The sequence below is a fragment of the Amycolatopsis sp. lyj-90 genome, from assembly GCF_046549035.1.
GTDB lineage: Bacteria > Actinomycetota > Actinomycetes > Mycobacteriales > Pseudonocardiaceae > Amycolatopsis.
This window is the reverse complement of sequence record NZ_JAJPWP010000005.1, coordinates 567,347-580,856: the sequence shown is the minus strand read 5'-3', so window position 1 is coordinate 580,856 and position 13,510 is coordinate 567,347. Positions and strand designations below refer to the sequence as shown.

Below are 13,510 nucleotides of genomic sequence, written 5' to 3'. Positions count from 1 at the left end.
CCGTCCCGGCTGGGCACGGCTACCGTCCGCGAGTGCCCAAGACGCTGAAGCGTGCGACGACCGTTCTGGCCTTGGCGGCCTTGACGTGGATGATCACCTCGGGGCTGCTCTCGATCCTCGCCGCCGCACAAGCCGTGGACGGGTCCCGCTTCCGTCCGGAGGATTCGGATTCGCCGGTCATCGTCTGGTTCCTCGTGCTCGGCGTCGTCCAGATGGCACTGTGCGTGGTGACCAGGGCGGGCCGGAACTGGGCACGGGTGGCCGTCACCGTTTCGGCGGGCTTCGTGAGCCTCATCGTGCTGATCACCGTGATCGCCGCGGTGGTCGGCTATCTGGACGCGACAGAGCACGCCACCGTGGTGGGCGGTGAAGTGCAGGTGTCAGGCCTGGGGATCGTCCTCGTCGTGATCGACGTGGTCGTCCTCGCGGGGACCGTGCTCGGCATCGCCGGGTTGTACCGGTCCTCGGTCAACGCCTATTTCGCCGAAATCCGGCGACCACACCTCGGCTCGGGTGAAGATCGGACGCTCACTTGACGAGGCGCTGGCCCCTCGCGTCGTAGGCGACGAGCGGGGTCAGCACGCCCGTCGACTCCACGTCCGACGGGGAGAACCAGAAGATCATGACCGACGGGTCCCCGCTCCAGGGCACCACGTTCGCCTCGACCGGCTTTCCCCGGACCGTGCTGGTGATCCGCGTCGCCGGACCGGCGAAGTAGCCGAACACGGGCACGAAGGTGTTCTGGAGGATGTCGCCGCCGTCCACCGCGTGGAAGCCGAACGACCGGTCGGACCCCTTGAACTCGTTGCTGCCCAAGAGCGCTTCGTAGCTGCCGTCGACGTTCCGGTAGGCGACCTGCAAGCCGAACTCGACGCCCGGCAGAGCGGGCTCGTCGATCGCGAAGGCGTAGATCACCAGCTCACGGCCATCCTCGCCCTTCGTCCCGAGCGAGGTGGTCTCGCCCAGCGGTACCGGGCTCGTCTTCGTCGGAGCTTCGATCACCGTCGGCTCCGACGTCACCGGCGGCTGTGCCGACGGGGTGCTCGCGGCGGGCGGGAGCGGGCGCTGCGAGGGTTCCTTCAGCGCGACCGCACCGACGATGACCAGCACCGTCACCACCGCGGCGGCCACGCCACCCGCGCCGGTCGCGAGACGGCGACGGCGGCGGATCCGCCTGCCCTTGGTCATGATCGCGCCGAGGTCGGGCTCGGCGAACTCCTCGGCAGGCGGTTCCCGCAGTGCCGAGCGCAGCGACTCGAGGTCGGTCATCGTCCCAGCCCGCCGATCAGTTCCGTTCCGTCCTCCGCGGTGATCCGCAGCTTGGTGAGAGCACGGGAGTTCGTGCTCTTCACGGTGCCCACCGAGACACCCAGCTCGCCGGCCACATCGGACTCCTTCAGATCGAAGAAGTGCCGGAGCACTACGACGGCTCTCTCCCGGTCTGTGAGCGTACGCAACGCGTCAAGCAGCCATTTCCGCTGGACAACGGCACCGGCGACGTCCGCGCCGCTCGGCCGCTCGGGAACTTCCTCGGTCGCGTTCTCGCGAATGGGCCGCCGCCAGCCGTCGATGATGTGGTTGACGAGGACCTGCCGCGCGTAGGCGTAGGCGTCTTTGCGGCGTACCCGCGACCAGGCCGCGTACGTCTTGGCGAGCGCCGTCTGGGCGGCGTCCTCGGCCTGATGGCGGTCGCTGGTCAGCAGGTAGGCCGCGTGCTGCAGACGGTTCGACGAGTTCCGAACGAACTCGACGAACTCGTCATCGCCGCGAGCCACCCTGGTCCTCATCTCAGTTCGACGGTTGACCACCTGAAAGGTTGCCTCAACCTTTTCGGGCGCTCTCCCGTAGAGGTCTATGAATGATCTTCGACCACGGGGAGGCAGGGCAAAGAAGATCACCCGGGAAGTGGATGTCTCAGTCGTTCTTGCGCCGGACGAAGCGGAGCGCGACGACCAGTCCGGCGACGACCACGGCGACCGCGAGGACGATCCACACCCAGGTCGGCAGCAGGTTGTCGGGAGTGGTCTCCTCCGCGGCCGGCGCGGGGGCGGCGCTCGCCGCGGGCGCCGCACTGCTGGCCGGGGCCTGGCTGCTCGTCGGCGCGCTGCTGGACGACGGCGGCGCGACCGGGGCGCTGAGGTTGAACTTCACCGAGCCGCTCGCGGCGTGCGTGTCCTCGAAGGTCACCTTGTAGCGGAGGGTGTACTCACCGGCGGGCCCGACCGCCTGCACCGGCGCGGTGACGACCATCCCGGCGACCTCAGCCCGGCCGACCGTCCACGACGCGTTCTCGGGCCCGGTGATCTGGATCGGGTCGTCGGCGAGGGTGACCGGGCCGGAGAAGGTCAGTTTGATCTGCGTCGGCGGCGTCGCCAGCGAAGCGCCCCGGGCCGGGTCGCTGCTCTTCAGCTCCGAGTGGGCCAGCGCCGGGGTCGCGACGCCCAGCAGGGCGATGCCCGCGACCAGTAGCGACGCGCCGAACCGGTTGAACCTCATCTGACACCCTCCTCGCCGGGGAACTCCCCGTCGAGCCTAGTAGTCGGGCTCGGGAGGGCGATGGTTCCCGGTGGGCCTGCTCGTGAGCGGCAAGGCGGGCGATGGGGTGGCGCTCCGGGTGAGGGGGTGTGTGGAAATAGGGACGTTGAGTGTCCCTATTTCCACACAGTCCCGCGGCGCTGCGAGTGCCGCGCCGTGAGGGCGTCGAGATCCAAAGCGAGCTGGGTGCCGTCGAAGTCGAGATGACCTCGCCGGTGTCCTCACCGAAGCTCTCGTAAGCCATTTCCACAGTACGCACGAGCACTCTTCGAAGTTGCCCCCACGCAAGAACCATCACGGAAATCCCCGATGTTTCCGCAGGTCAGCTACATTTCGAGGATGAAAAGGACCTGGGGGCTCTTGTTCGTCGGCATGCTCTTTTTCGTCACCTCCTGTAGCGGTGAGCCAGCGCCGCCGCCATCCCCGTCGGCCCCGCGGCCCACCTCGGTGAGCAAACCCGCGAGCACCACTCCCACGGCACCGCCACCACCCGCCTCGCCCGCCATGATCAGGGAGGCCTGTCCGTTCCTCCCGCTCACCGAGGTCCACCAGATCATGGGCACCGCACAGTTGGGCCAGGGCAAGAGCCAGCAGGAGGCAGAGGTAGAGGAAGAGGACGGCATCATCAAGTACGCGTGCCTGTACAACGGCGTGAACGGCCTGTACCTGCACGTCTTTCCGGAGAAGGAACGGTCGGTGCCGTCGATGGTGACGCAGACCAAGAAGCTGTGCGTGAAGCCGCCGACGATGTTGCCGGGCATCGGCGATGCGGCCTGGTACTGCGAAGTGGAGGGCGACTTCATGTCGACGATGGTCTACAAACGCGGACACGGCCAGATCAGGTTCGCGTGGGTCTACCTCATCGGCGAAACCCGGTCCGACGTCTACAAGACGATGGCCGAACGACTGGCCGAGCGGCTCTGACCGGTCACGAAGAATTGGCTGGTCGCCCGGGATCATGAACAGCTAGGTTCACGCCGTGCACAGATCGAGGGGGACCCTCACCACCGCATTCCTGCTGTTCGCCGTCACGGCTTGCTCGAGCGGCGCCGCGACCGAGCCCACGCCGGCCGCGCCCGCGTCGTCGGCCGCGCCGACGTCCTCGGCGCGGCCGTCCAGCAGCACGCCACCCAGCCCCAGTACCACTCCACCGGCACCACTCGCCAAGATCACCGCGGCTTGCCCCGTCCTGAGCCCGACAGAGTTCCTTCAGGTGATCGGGACGTCAGACGATCTGGTCGCCAACGAAGGCGAAGCCGAACGGGTCGGCACCGGCAAGGCCTACCGGTGCGCTTTCGAGGACGCCAAAGGGAAACGCGGGAAATCGGCGGAACTCTTCGTCGCGGCCATCCCCGGTAACCAGCCGCCCCGCGCGACGATCGACAAGCTCGCGAAGGAATGCAAGCAGCCGATCACGCAGCTTCCCGGTATCGGCGAGCAGGCCTTGTGGTGTTCGATCCCCACCGACGGGCCGGATCTCAACATCCTGGTGACCGCAGGGAAACGCAGCCATGGCGAAACGAGGGTCGCGACGCTGTACCTGTACAGCACCAGGAGCGACGTCTACGCGACGCTGGCGAAAATGCTGGCCGATCGGCTGTGATCAGGGGCGCTGCGCGTGGCGGGTGGTCAGCGCGTCGAGGTCGAGGGTGAGCGGGGTGCCGTCGAAGTCGAGATTGACCTTGCCGGTGTGCTCACCGAAGTTCTCGTACTCACCGTCGACCAGACGGTAGGTGACCATGCTCGCCGGGTCGTCGAGGTCGACGATCCAGTAGTGCTCGATGCCGACCTCGGCATACTCGGAGAACTTGGTGACCCGGTCGGTGCGGACGGTGCCCTCGGACAAGACCTCGATGACGAGGCGCACGTCCTGCGCCGCATAGCGTGCTGGGTTCGTTTTCACGAGTTCGGTCGCCGAGATGAGGACATCCGGCACCCGAACCGTCAACGGAAGTTCCGTGACGACGAACTCGGCTTCCGAAAGAGCCATGAGCGATTCGGGCAGCTGTTCGTTGAGCAGATAGCCCAGGCGGGTGACCGCAAGCTGGTGAAACGACATGGGCAGGGGGCCACGACCAGCACTCCTTCGATGACTTCGGCGCGGTGTTCCGGATCTTCCGGCAACGCGGCCCAGTCATCGAGCGTCAAGAGACGGTGATGCCAGTGCACGACACTCATCGAACTCCTCCTTCGCCCGTGATCGCCAGACCATCTTCCCACGGTTTCACCAGAACCGTACCATCACACACGGTAGCGAACGAACACTCTAAGAGTTGCCCGTACGCAAGAATCACTCCGGAAATCCCCATTGTTTCCGCAGGTCCGCTACATTTCACCGATGAGAAGAACCTGGGGGCTCTTGTCCGTCGGCACGCTCCTTTTCCTCACCGCCTGTAGCGGTGAGCCCGCCCCGGCACCGACACCGGCCCCGCCATCGACGTCAGCGAGCAAAGCCACGAGCACCACGCCGACGACACCTCCACCGCCCGCCTCACCTCCCAAGATCACCGCGGCTTGTCCGTTCCTGCCGCTCACCGAGGTGCAGCAGATCATGGGCGACGCGATCTACGGCTGGAAAGAGGGACAGCAGGAGGCCGCGGTGAAGGAAAAGGACGGCATCACCGACTACGCGTGCCACTACAACCGCTCGGACGGCTTCTACCTGAGCGTCGTCGCGGAGCAGGGCTGGTCGGTGCCGTCGATGGCGGCGGAGACCAAGAAGGAGTGCACGAAACCGCCGACGCCGTTGCCGGATATCGGCGAAACGGCGTGGTTCTGCGACGGCAAGGACCAGCGGGTGACGACCGTGGTCTACAAACGCGCCCACGGCCAGATCCGGGTCGCGCTGGTCGACCTTTCCGGCCCGACCCGGTCCGACGTCTACGAGACGATCGCCAAGAGGCTGGCAGAACGCCTCTGACTACTCCGTGAAGTCGCCCGCCGGGGCACCCCAGGACGACGACGTGTCCCCGCGCTCCTCCGCCAGCGCGCGCCGCCGCGCGTTCTCGCCGCGCACACGCTCCACTTCGGACTGGATGTACTCGTCGTCGTAGCGCTGGAACACGCGCGCCGGGTTGCCCGCGACCAGGGTGCGCGGCGGGACGTCCTTGGCGACCACGGAATTCGGCTGCACGGTGGCGAAATCGCCGATCGTCACGCCCGCCATGATCACCACGAGGCCGCCGATGAAGCAGCCCTTGCCGATCTTCACCGGTTTGCGTTCGATGAGGTCGCTGCCGGAGTGGTTCTGCAACGTCATGTTCGCGAGCCAGCTGGAATGCGTGAAGATCAGCGTGTTCAGGCCGATGCTGGTGTGCTCGCCGATCTCCAGCCCGCCGCTCGCGTCGAGCGCGGCGCCCTCACCGATCCAGCAGTGTTCGCCGATCTTCAGGTTCTCGGGGCTGATGATCTTGACGCGCTCGCGCACCCGCGTCGACTCGGGCAGTCCGTAGAACCGAGCGCGCTCGGCGTCGTTCATGTACTGCGAAACGAGTTCGGTCAGGATCTGCGGGCGCAGCCGGTTGCTGCGCTCGTCATCGAAGAACATCGGCCTCGGTCACCAGTTTCTCGAAGGTGCGCAGGTGTTCCTCGGCGACGACGTCGAGGCCGAAGTTGGCCCGCACCATCGAGCTTTCCCGCTGTGCCACCGAAGCCCGCTTCTCCGGGTCGTCGAGCAGTTCGATGACGGTGTTCGCCACCGCCTCGCTGTCGTCCGGCCGCACCAGCAGGATGTTCTCGCCGTTGCGCAGTTCGATGCCGGGGTAGTTGTCCTCGGTGACCGACGCGATGGTCGCGGTGCCCGAGAGCATCGCCTCCAGCGACGCGGTGCCACAGCCGCCGTTGAGGTCGTGCGTGACGATGTCGGCGGCGGCGAAGTACGAAGGCACGTCGGCCTTCGGCACGGCGCCGGTGACGATGATGGCGTCCGCGACGCCGAGTTCTTCCGCCCGCTTCAGGAAGACGTCGTGGTACACGCGGCCGACGACGACCACCTTCACGCCGGGGTGCTTGTCCAAAATGGACGGCAGCGCCTCGACCAGCGGGAGCCGGTTGCGCAGCGGGATCACGTGCCCGAGCGAGACGATCACCGGACCGTCGCCGAGATCGTGCTCCGCGCGGACGTCCTTCGTGAGCGGCTTCTCGAAGTTCCCGGTGTCGACGGCGATCGGGAAGTAGTCCGAGTTCTCGTCGCTCGTGCCGTAGCGCTCGACGCAGTAGTCCACGCCGAGTTTGTCGAGGATGACGTACCGCGGCTTGAGGTAGCGCAGGATCGGGTTCACCAGCACGGTGTCCAGGAACCGGAAAACGCCGCCGTACAGCTTGTTGTCGCTGATCAGCAGGGTGTGGATGGTCAGCAGCATCGGCAGCTTGTGCCGCCGCGCGTACCGTCCGGCCAGCCACGACAGGTCGAAGAACTGCCCGTGCAGGTGGATCGCGTCCGGTTTGAACTCGTCCAGCAGCTTCCGCAGCCGCCGCCAGTTCCCCGGCCGCAGCGAGGCGAAGCTCATGTCGAAGTCGATCGACAGGCCCAGCTGCGGCATCTTCACCGCGGGCAGGCGGACGACGCGGTAGCCGTCCTTCGTCTCGTCGGCCGGGGCGTCGGCGTAGGCCGCGGTGATCGCGAGCACCTCGTGCCCGCGTGCCGCGTACTGCTCGGCCAGGGAGGCCGCCATGTGCGCGCTTCCGCCCACCCTGGGCGGGAAGAAGTTGTTGACGACGGCGATGCGCATAGGGCGGCTCTCCCCTGGCCCGGCGCTCACTCCGAAGCCTTGACCAGCTCGTACATGCCCTCTTCCACGGAGATCTTCGGCTCCCAGCCGAGGACCTCGCGGGCACGGGAGATGTCTGCGGCACGCCGCGAAACCAGCACGTCGCGCTCGTTGAACAGCGGCTCGACGTTGACGCCGACGGCGTCGATGAGGATCTTCGCGAGCGTCGCGATCGAGGTGTCGATCCCGGTGCCGATGTTGATCGGCACGTTCGCCTGGTCCGACTCCAGCGCCGCGACGACGGCGCGGGCCAGGTCCGTGACGTGCACGAAGTCCATCGACTGGTCGCCGCGGCCGTCGATGATCGGCGGCTGGCCGGCGCGCAGGCGCTGGATGAAGTGGTTGATCACCGACGTGTAGTAGGCCTCGATCTTCTGGCCGGGGCCGTACACGTTGAAGAACCGCAGCGCGTTCCAGGACAGGCCCTTGGTGCGCTCGTAGAAGCCGAGCATGTCCTCGCCCGCGCGCTTCGAGATGCAGTACGGCGTGAGCGGCTTGAGCTCGTCGTCCTCGTGCATCGGCAGCCGCTTCGGGTCGCCGTAGACGGACGCGGTCGACGCGAACACGACCCGCTCGACACCTTCGTCCGCCGCGGCGGCGAAGACGTTGTGGTTGCCGACCATGTTGATGTCGATGGACTCGTGCGGGTCGGCGACCGACTTGTTGATCGACACGGTGGCGAAGTGGATCACGTGCGTGCAGCCGCGCATGGCCTCACGCACGGCGCCGCCGTAGCGCACGTCCTTCTCGACCAGTTCGACCTTGCCGGTGGCGACGAACTCGTTGATCCTGGCGCGGTCGCCACGCGTCATGTTGTCGAAGACGCGGACGGTGTAGCCGCCGTCGATCAGCATCGGGATGACGTGCGCGGCGATGAAACCGCCGCCCCCGGTGAAGAGGACCTTCTTGTCGGGCATTTCTCTCCTAGCTCGGCAGTGCGGCGCTGACGGTCCCGATGACCCGGTCGACCTGGTCATCGGTGAGGTTGGCGTGCATCGGGATGGCGAGATGACGGGCGAAGAGGTCCGCCGAAACCGGCAAGGTCTGGTTCTTGCCGTAGATGGGCTGGAGGTGCGAGGCGTAGGTGCCGAAGTTGCACTGCACGCCCTGCTCACGGATCCGCAGCGCGAGCGCGTCGCGGTCGATCTCCGGGGCGACGGTGAGGATGTAGGCCTGCCACGGGTGCTCGCGGTCGGGCAGTTCCACGGGGACGTCGAGACCGGGCAGGTTCTCGAACGCCTCGTGGTAGCGCTTGGCCACCGAACGGCGGGCCGAGAGCAGGTCCGGGAGGCGGTCCAGCTGGACGTTCATGATCGCGGCCTGCACGTCCGAGAGCCGGAAGTTGTAGCCGAGCTCGTGGAACTCCGGGATCGGCAAGGCGCCGGAACCCTCGCGGGTGATGGCGGGCTCGATGCCGTAGGTGTGCAGCTTGCGCGCGTGCGCGATGAGGTCTTCGCGGTCCGAGACCAGCGCGCCGCCTTCGCCCGCGGTGATGCCCTTGCGGCCGTGGAAGGAGAACGCGGCCAGGTCGGCGAGGCTGCCTGCCGGGCGGGTCTTGTATATCGCGCCCGCGGCGCAGGCGGCGTCCTCGAACAGCCACAGGCCGTGCTTGTCGGCGATCGCGCGGTACTCGTCGAAGTCACCGGGCTGCCCGGCGACGTCGACGGCGAGGATGCCGACGGTGCGCGGGGTGATCAGGGCTTCGATCGACGCCGGGTCGGCGCTCCACACGTCCGGGCGAATGTCCGCGAACACCGGCGTCGCGCCCGCCTGCAGCACGGCGTGGCCGGTGGCGGGGAACGTGTAGTCGCCGACGATGACCTCGTCGCCCGGCTTCACGCCGAGTACACGCAGCCCGAGGAAGAGTGCGGAGCCACAGTTGCTGGTGGTCAGCGCGTGCGCGGTGCCGACGGTCTTCGCGAAGCGTTCCTCGAAGCGGCGGCACGCGGGGCCGGCACCGGCCAGCCAGCCGGACCGGAACACCTCCGCCACGGCGGCGAGTTCTTCTTCGCCGACGGTCGGCTGACCGAGGACCACGGGTTCGTGCTCGGACATTCCTCTTTACCCTCTCCCGTAGCCCTCTCCCATTGCGTGGGGACCCGGCGAAGTGTATAGACGCCATTCGGCCGATCTCGGGCGGGCTGGATCCGCCCAGGTCAACACGCGGACACCGATATGGTTGCCCTCATGCGATTCGGCGTTCTGGGGGCGACGGAGGTGCGCCGCGAGGACGGCACCGCCGTCCCGGTCGGCGGGCCGAGGGTCCGGACGCTGCTCGCGTTGCTCGCCCTGGAGGCGGGCCGGGTCGTCCCGGCCGAGCGGCTCATCGACGGCTTGTACGGCGAGCAGCCGCCGGACGGCGCGGCGAACGCGCTGCAATCGCAGGTCTCGCGGCTGCGCGGGGCGCTGAAGGACCTCGCGCCCGTCGAGTTCAGCCCGGCGGGTTACCGGCTGGCCGTGGACCCCGACGACGTCGACGCGCTCCGGTTCGAGCGGCTCGCCGCTGAAGGCCGACGCACTCTCGCGGCGGGAGACGCCGCGAAGGCGGGTGAGCTGCTTCGCGACGCTCTCGCGCTCTGGCGGGGGCCGGCGTTCGCGGACATCACCGACGCGCCGTTCCGCGATCCGCAGGTCACCAGGCTGAACGAGCTGAGGACGTCCGCGGTCGAGGACCGCGTCGAGGCCGAGCTCAAGCTGGGGAGGCACGAAGACGTCCTCGCCGAGCTTCGCGAGGTCATCGCCGCCCAACCGCTGCGGGAACGGCCACGGGCACTGCTGATCCGCGCGCTGCACGGCGCGGGACGCCAGGCCGACGCGCTCACCGCGTTCGAGGACGCCCGCCGCGTCCTCGCCGACGAACTCGGCGCCGACCCCGGACCGGACCTCGCCGCCGCTCATCTGGCCGTCCTGCGCGGCGAGACACCGAAAGCCAGGGCCACGACCGCGCCGCTCCCCGCGCAGCTCACCACCTTCATCGGCCGCGAGGGCGACCTCCGGCACGTGCTCGGTCAGCTGGACCTCTCGCGGCTGGTGACGCTGACCGGACCCGGCGGGAGCGGCAAGACGCGGCTGGCCATCGAGACCGCCGCCGCGACGGACCTCCCGGTGGTCTTCGTCGAACTCGCGCCCTATACCGAGGACGCCGACGTCGCCCATGCCGTGCTGGCCGCGCTCGGCCTGCGGACGGTCCCGATCGGGGCGGCCACCGCCCCCGTGGAGCACGCGCCGCTGGAGCGGCTGATCGACGCCCTCGCGGACAGGGCGCTCCTGCTGGTGCTCGACAACTGCGAGCACCTGGTCGGCGCCGCCGCGAAACTGACCGCCCGGCTGCTCGGCGCGGCCCCGGCGCTGCGCGTGCTCGCCACCAGCCGGGAACCGCTGGGCATCACCGGCGAGGTCGTCACGCCCGTGCCTCGGCTCGCCGTGCCGCCGCCGGGCACGCCGCCCGGCCGGTCGCTGGAGTTCGCCGCCATCCGGCTGTTCGCCGATCGCGCGCGGGCCAACGACCCGGGCTTCGCCGTCGACGACACCACCGCGGGCGACGTCCAGCGCATCTGCGCCGCGCTCGACGGGCTGCCGCTGGCCATCGAACTCGCCGCGGCGCGCGTGCGGACGCTGTCCGCCGGCGAGATCGCCGCGAGGCTGGACGACCGCTTCAAGCTGCTCTCGCGGGGCAGCCGGGTCGCCGAGGACCGGCATCGCACCCTGCGCGGCGTCGTCGAATGGAGCTGGGATCTGCTCGACGAGGACGAACGCCTGCTCGGCAGGCGCCTGACCGTCTTCGCGGGTGGCACGACCCTCGCCGACGCCGAAGCGGTCTGCGCCGTGCCGGACCTCGAGGACCTGCTTCCGTCCCTTGTGGACAGATCGCTGGTCGAACGCGGCGGGAACCGGTATCGGATGCTCGAAACCATCCGGGCGTTCTTCGCCGAGAAGCTCACCGAAGCGGACGAGGCCGAGCAGCTGCGGCGCGCGCACGCCGAACACTTCCTCGCCCTCGTCGAAGAGGCGGACCCGCTCCTGCGCACCGGTGACCAGCTCGTCTGGCTCGACCGGCTCGACGACGCCTACGACGATCTCCTGGCCGCGCTGCGCTGGGCGGCCGAAGCCGACATCCGGATCGCTCTGCGGCTTTCGGCCTCACTGGTGACGTACTGGTGGATGCGCGGACGCCGGTTCGAGGGCTCGACGCTGAGCATGGAGGTGGTCAAGCGGCTCGGCCCGCGACCACCGGACGGCCTCGAAGAGGAGTACCAGCTCTCCGTGCTCAACGCCACCGCCGGACTTCGCGGTCACGAGGCCCTGGAACGGCACGTCCCGGCGGTGGACGACCTCGTGCGGAACCTGGCCAAAGCGCCCCGGAATCCGGCGCTGCTCCTGCTGATGGGAGTGGTGACCGGTCCGCCCGGTGACGACGACGCGCTGATCAAACGCAGTCAGGCCCTCCTGGCGCACAGCGACGCTTGGAGCCTGGCGCTCGCGCCGACCGGCTACGGGCTCCGTGCGCTGATGCGAGGCGAACTCGAGACGGCGGAAGGGTTCCTGCGCGCCGGGGAGAAGGCGTTCCGGGAGCTCGGGGAGCGTTGGGGCCTTTCGATGGTCCTCGATCACCTGTCACAGATCTTGGTCTGGACGGACCGTCAGGCCGAGGCCCTCGAAACGATGAACGAAGCGCTCCGGTTGATGCGGGAACTCGGCGCGTCCGACGACGACGCGGATCTGCTGTGCCGTCGCGGCGCCAGCAAACTGCTCCACGGCGACGCGGCGGGGGCGCGGGCGGATTTCGACCTCGCCATCGCGATCGCGCGCCGCTCGGGGATGCCGGAAAGCCGGGCCACCGGGTACATCGGGCTCGCGTTCCTCGCCCGGCACGAAGGCGATCTGCCCGCGGCTCGCGCACTGAGCGAACTCGCGCTTTCGGAATGCCCCGGCGGTTCGTTCGCGGCCGAGGGGGTCCGCGCCGGGGCGATGATCTCGCTGGGCTGGGTCGCGGCCGCCGAAGGTGACGCCGACCAGGCCGAGGAACTCCACCGGCTGGCGCTCGTCTCGGCGGACAGCTGGCATGACAGCACCACCATGGCCTGCGCCGTCGAAGGCCTCGCCGGGGTCGCGCTGCTCCGGGGCGACCCCGAGCGGGCGGCGGTCCTGATCGGCGCCGCGGTGACCGTGCGGGGCACCGCGTACGCCGTCGATCTGGACGCCGCCCTGCTCCGGACGACCGTGCGGGAGCGGCTCGGTGCCGGCTTCGACCGGTCGTACCGCCAAGGGCTCGGCATGCGCGGCGCCGCTCAATTGACGGGGTTCTGAGCGCCCGTCAAGAAGATCCCCTGCGGCGCGAAGCGGCCGACGGCCTCGGCGAGCAGGCGCGGGTCGAGTTCGCTGTCCTGGACCGCGACGTACAGCGGTGCCGCGTTGACCGGAATCGCGCCGAGCCGGGTCATCCCGGGGCCGACCGGGTCGGTGGTCAGGCGGGTGACGTCACGCCACGGGACGACGGTCCGCTCGATCCGGACACCGACCGCGTCCAGTTCGAAGAGCACCCACTGCTGGTCGTGCAGCGACCGCACGTAGGCGATGGTGCCGCAGCCGACGGCGATCAGGACGACGCGCAGCGCGCCGGGCGCCTCGATCGAGCCGAGCAGGGCGGCGATCGCGAAGAAGGCCACCAGGAGCCCGGTGAGTTTCGCGGCGCCGATCAGGCCCGCGTTCGGCTTGTGCACCCGGAACCGCACGTTCCGCATCAGGTGTTTGGTGAGCACGCCGCCACCGACGGCGGCGGCCAGCGCGATCAACGTCACCGCCAGCGAGACCGGCGAGAACTCCATGAGGACGTTGTAACCGGCGATCAGGGCGACGAACCCTCCCGCGACGGTCAGCATCAGGGCGAGCTTGCCCTTGCGGACGTCTCGCTCGCGGCGGTCGAGCGAGGCCTGGTCCGGGGCGGCGAGGAAGCCGCCGTCGATGTTCCTCATCGGGCATCACGCTGCGTCGCGGCGGCGCGGCGCTCGCGCTGACGGCGGTCGAGGACGTACAGGAGGACACCGGCGCCGGCGCTCAACGCGGCGTAGAACAGGTCTTGCAGGCCGTCCTCCGGGTAGCCGGTGGAGAACTCGGCCATCGCGAGCACGACGAAGAGGACGGTGATCACGCCTCCGGCGATGACGTACACCTTGTTGCTGAGCATCGGTTCCCTCGTTTCCGTTGTC

Annotated in this window: 17 protein-coding genes; 6 read left to right on the top strand and 11 right to left on the bottom strand. The window is 68.8% G+C overall.

Annotation, left to right across the window (positions count from 1 at the left end; all coding sequences use genetic code 11):
* Window positions 1-32 precede the first annotated feature (32 nt).
* Entirely contained in the window at window positions 33-536 is a 504-nt protein-coding gene (locus tag ACLJPX_RS22100; protein WP_410601738.1) for a hypothetical protein, read from the top strand.
* Here ACLJPX_RS22100 and ACLJPX_RS22095 read toward each other — a convergent pair.
* The 3 genes from ACLJPX_RS22095 to ACLJPX_RS22085 form a co-directional block, all read right to left on the bottom strand.
* The gene (locus ACLJPX_RS22095; RefSeq protein WP_410601737.1) at window positions 529-1,269 is read right to left on the bottom strand and encodes a hypothetical protein; all 741 of its coding nucleotides are present in this window, start codon (window positions 1,267-1,269) and stop codon (window positions 529-531) included. The genes ACLJPX_RS22100 and ACLJPX_RS22095 overlap by 8 nt on opposite strands.
* A complete protein-coding gene (locus tag ACLJPX_RS22090) occupies window positions 1,266-1,775 on the bottom strand; it encodes a SigE family RNA polymerase sigma factor (protein WP_101611772.1) in 510 nt (169 codons plus the stop codon). The genes ACLJPX_RS22095 and ACLJPX_RS22090 overlap by 4 nt, the downstream gene beginning before the upstream one ends.
* A gap of 139 nt (window positions 1,776-1,914) precedes the next feature.
* Window positions 1,915-2,496, bottom strand: a complete 582-nt coding sequence (locus tag ACLJPX_RS22085; protein ID WP_410601736.1) for a copper resistance protein CopC — start codon at window positions 2,494-2,496, stop codon at window positions 1,915-1,917.
* A 149-nt stretch (window positions 2,497-2,645) separates the two neighbouring features.
* On the opposite strand from ACLJPX_RS22085, the gene ACLJPX_RS22080 reads away from it, so the two are divergent.
* Window positions 2,646-2,774 carry a hypothetical protein gene (locus ACLJPX_RS22080; protein ID WP_410601735.1) on the top strand — a complete coding sequence of 43 codons (129 nt, stop codon included), beginning with the start codon at window positions 2,646-2,648 and terminating at the stop codon, window positions 2,772-2,774.
* Window positions 2,775-2,874: 100 nt separating this feature from the next.
* Window positions 2,875-3,459 carry a hypothetical protein gene (locus tag ACLJPX_RS22075; RefSeq protein ID WP_410601733.1) on the top strand — a complete coding sequence of 195 codons (585 nt, stop codon included), beginning with the start codon at window positions 2,875-2,877 and terminating at the stop codon, window positions 3,457-3,459.
* Between the two features lie 48 nt (window positions 3,460-3,507).
* Here ACLJPX_RS22075 and ACLJPX_RS22070 read toward each other — a convergent pair whose 3' ends face one another.
* Complete coding sequence (locus ACLJPX_RS22070; RefSeq protein WP_410601732.1) at window positions 3,508-3,708, bottom strand: hypothetical protein; 201 nt, start codon at window positions 3,706-3,708, stop codon at window positions 3,508-3,510.
* A gap of 40 nt (window positions 3,709-3,748) precedes the next feature.
* Between ACLJPX_RS22070 and ACLJPX_RS22065 the strand changes: the two genes are divergently transcribed.
* Window positions 3,749-4,138, top strand: a complete 390-nt coding sequence (locus ACLJPX_RS22065) for a hypothetical protein (RefSeq protein ID WP_410601731.1) — start codon at window positions 3,749-3,751, stop codon at window positions 4,136-4,138.
* Here ACLJPX_RS22065 and ACLJPX_RS22060 read toward each other — a convergent pair whose 3' ends face one another.
* On the bottom strand, window positions 4,139-4,594 hold the full coding sequence (locus ACLJPX_RS22060) for a Uma2 family endonuclease (RefSeq protein ID WP_410601730.1): 456 nt from the start codon (window positions 4,592-4,594) through the stop codon (window positions 4,139-4,141).
* 279 nt (window positions 4,595-4,873) lie between these two features.
* Between ACLJPX_RS22060 and ACLJPX_RS22055 the strand changes: the two genes are divergently transcribed.
* Window positions 4,874-5,455 carry a hypothetical protein gene (locus ACLJPX_RS22055; RefSeq protein WP_410601729.1) on the top strand — a complete coding sequence of 194 codons (582 nt, stop codon included), beginning with the start codon at window positions 4,874-4,876 and terminating at the stop codon, window positions 5,453-5,455.
* On the opposite strand, the gene ACLJPX_RS22050 is transcribed toward ACLJPX_RS22055, so the two are convergent.
* From ACLJPX_RS22050 to ACLJPX_RS22035, 4 genes are read right to left on the bottom strand one after another with little or no spacing between them, the layout of a single operon-like run.
* On the bottom strand, window positions 5,456-6,082 hold the full coding sequence (locus tag ACLJPX_RS22050) for an acyltransferase (RefSeq protein WP_101611763.1): 627 nt from the start codon (window positions 6,080-6,082) through the stop codon (window positions 5,456-5,458). It lies immediately after the preceding gene.
* The gene (locus tag ACLJPX_RS22045; protein WP_101611762.1) at window positions 6,069-7,265 is read right to left on the bottom strand and encodes a glycosyltransferase family 4 protein; all 1,197 of its coding nucleotides are present in this window, start codon (window positions 7,263-7,265) and stop codon (window positions 6,069-6,071) included. The genes ACLJPX_RS22050 and ACLJPX_RS22045 overlap by 14 nt, the downstream gene beginning before the upstream one ends.
* A 26-nt stretch (window positions 7,266-7,291) precedes the next feature.
* Window positions 7,292-8,221 carry an NAD-dependent epimerase/dehydratase family protein gene (locus tag ACLJPX_RS22040; RefSeq protein ID WP_410601728.1) on the bottom strand — a complete coding sequence of 310 codons (930 nt, stop codon included), beginning with the start codon at window positions 8,219-8,221 and terminating at the stop codon, window positions 7,292-7,294.
* Between the two features lie 7 nt (window positions 8,222-8,228).
* Window positions 8,229-9,359: a DegT/DnrJ/EryC1/StrS family aminotransferase gene (locus ACLJPX_RS22035; protein WP_410601727.1), complete on the bottom strand. Its 1,131-nt coding sequence runs from the start codon at window positions 9,357-9,359 to the stop codon at window positions 8,229-8,231.
* A 132-nt stretch (window positions 9,360-9,491) separates the two neighbouring features.
* Here ACLJPX_RS22035 and ACLJPX_RS22030 point away from each other — a divergent pair, with 132 nt between their 5' ends.
* Window positions 9,492-12,611, top strand: a complete 3,120-nt coding sequence (locus tag ACLJPX_RS22030) for a BTAD domain-containing putative transcriptional regulator (RefSeq protein WP_410601726.1) — start codon at window positions 9,492-9,494, stop codon at window positions 12,609-12,611.
* Here ACLJPX_RS22030 and ACLJPX_RS22025 read toward each other — a convergent pair.
* The gene (locus ACLJPX_RS22025) at window positions 12,593-13,276 is read right to left on the bottom strand and encodes a hypothetical protein (RefSeq protein ID WP_410601725.1); all 684 of its coding nucleotides are present in this window, start codon (window positions 13,274-13,276) and stop codon (window positions 12,593-12,595) included. The genes ACLJPX_RS22030 and ACLJPX_RS22025 overlap by 19 nt on opposite strands.
* Window positions 13,273-13,488, bottom strand: coding sequence for a hypothetical protein (locus tag ACLJPX_RS22020; RefSeq protein ID WP_410601723.1), 216 nt, complete (start codon window positions 13,486-13,488; stop codon window positions 13,273-13,275). The genes ACLJPX_RS22025 and ACLJPX_RS22020 overlap by 4 nt, the downstream gene beginning before the upstream one ends.
* Window positions 13,489-13,510 lie beyond the last annotated feature (22 nt).

Coding starts and splice junctions, on each gene's coding strand:
- ACLJPX_RS22060 (WP_410601730.1), bottom strand. CDS start 4,594: ATGTCGTTTCACCAGCTTGCGGTCACCCGCCTGGGCTATCTGCTCAAC.
- ACLJPX_RS22025 (WP_410601725.1), bottom strand. CDS start 13,276: ATGAGGAACATCGACGGCGGCTTCCTCGCCGCCCCGGACCAGGCCTCG.
- ACLJPX_RS22035 (WP_410601727.1), bottom strand. CDS start 9,359: ATGTCCGAGCACGAACCCGTGGTCCTCGGTCAGCCGACCGTCGGCGAA.
- ACLJPX_RS22050 (WP_101611763.1), bottom strand. CDS start 6,082: ATGTTCTTCGATGACGAGCGCAGCAACCGGCTGCGCCCGCAGATCCTG.
- ACLJPX_RS22075 (WP_410601733.1), top strand. CDS start 2,875: ATGAAAAGGACCTGGGGGCTCTTGTTCGTCGGCATGCTCTTTTTCGTC.
- ACLJPX_RS22085 (WP_410601736.1), bottom strand. CDS start 2,496: ATGAGGTTCAACCGGTTCGGCGCGTCGCTACTGGTCGCGGGCATCGCC.
- ACLJPX_RS22045 (WP_101611762.1), bottom strand. CDS start 7,265: ATGCGCATCGCCGTCGTCAACAACTTCTTCCCGCCCAGGGTGGGCGGA.
- ACLJPX_RS22055 (WP_410601729.1), top strand. CDS start 4,874: ATGAGAAGAACCTGGGGGCTCTTGTCCGTCGGCACGCTCCTTTTCCTC.
- ACLJPX_RS22095 (WP_410601737.1), bottom strand. CDS start 1,269: ATGACCGACCTCGAGTCGCTGCGCTCGGCACTGCGGGAACCGCCTGCC.
- ACLJPX_RS22020 (WP_410601723.1), bottom strand. CDS start 13,488: ATGCTCAGCAACAAGGTGTACGTCATCGCCGGAGGCGTGATCACCGTC.
- ACLJPX_RS22030 (WP_410601726.1), top strand. CDS start 9,492: ATGCGATTCGGCGTTCTGGGGGCGACGGAGGTGCGCCGCGAGGACGGC.
- ACLJPX_RS22040 (WP_410601728.1), bottom strand. CDS start 8,221: ATGCCCGACAAGAAGGTCCTCTTCACCGGGGGCGGCGGTTTCATCGCC.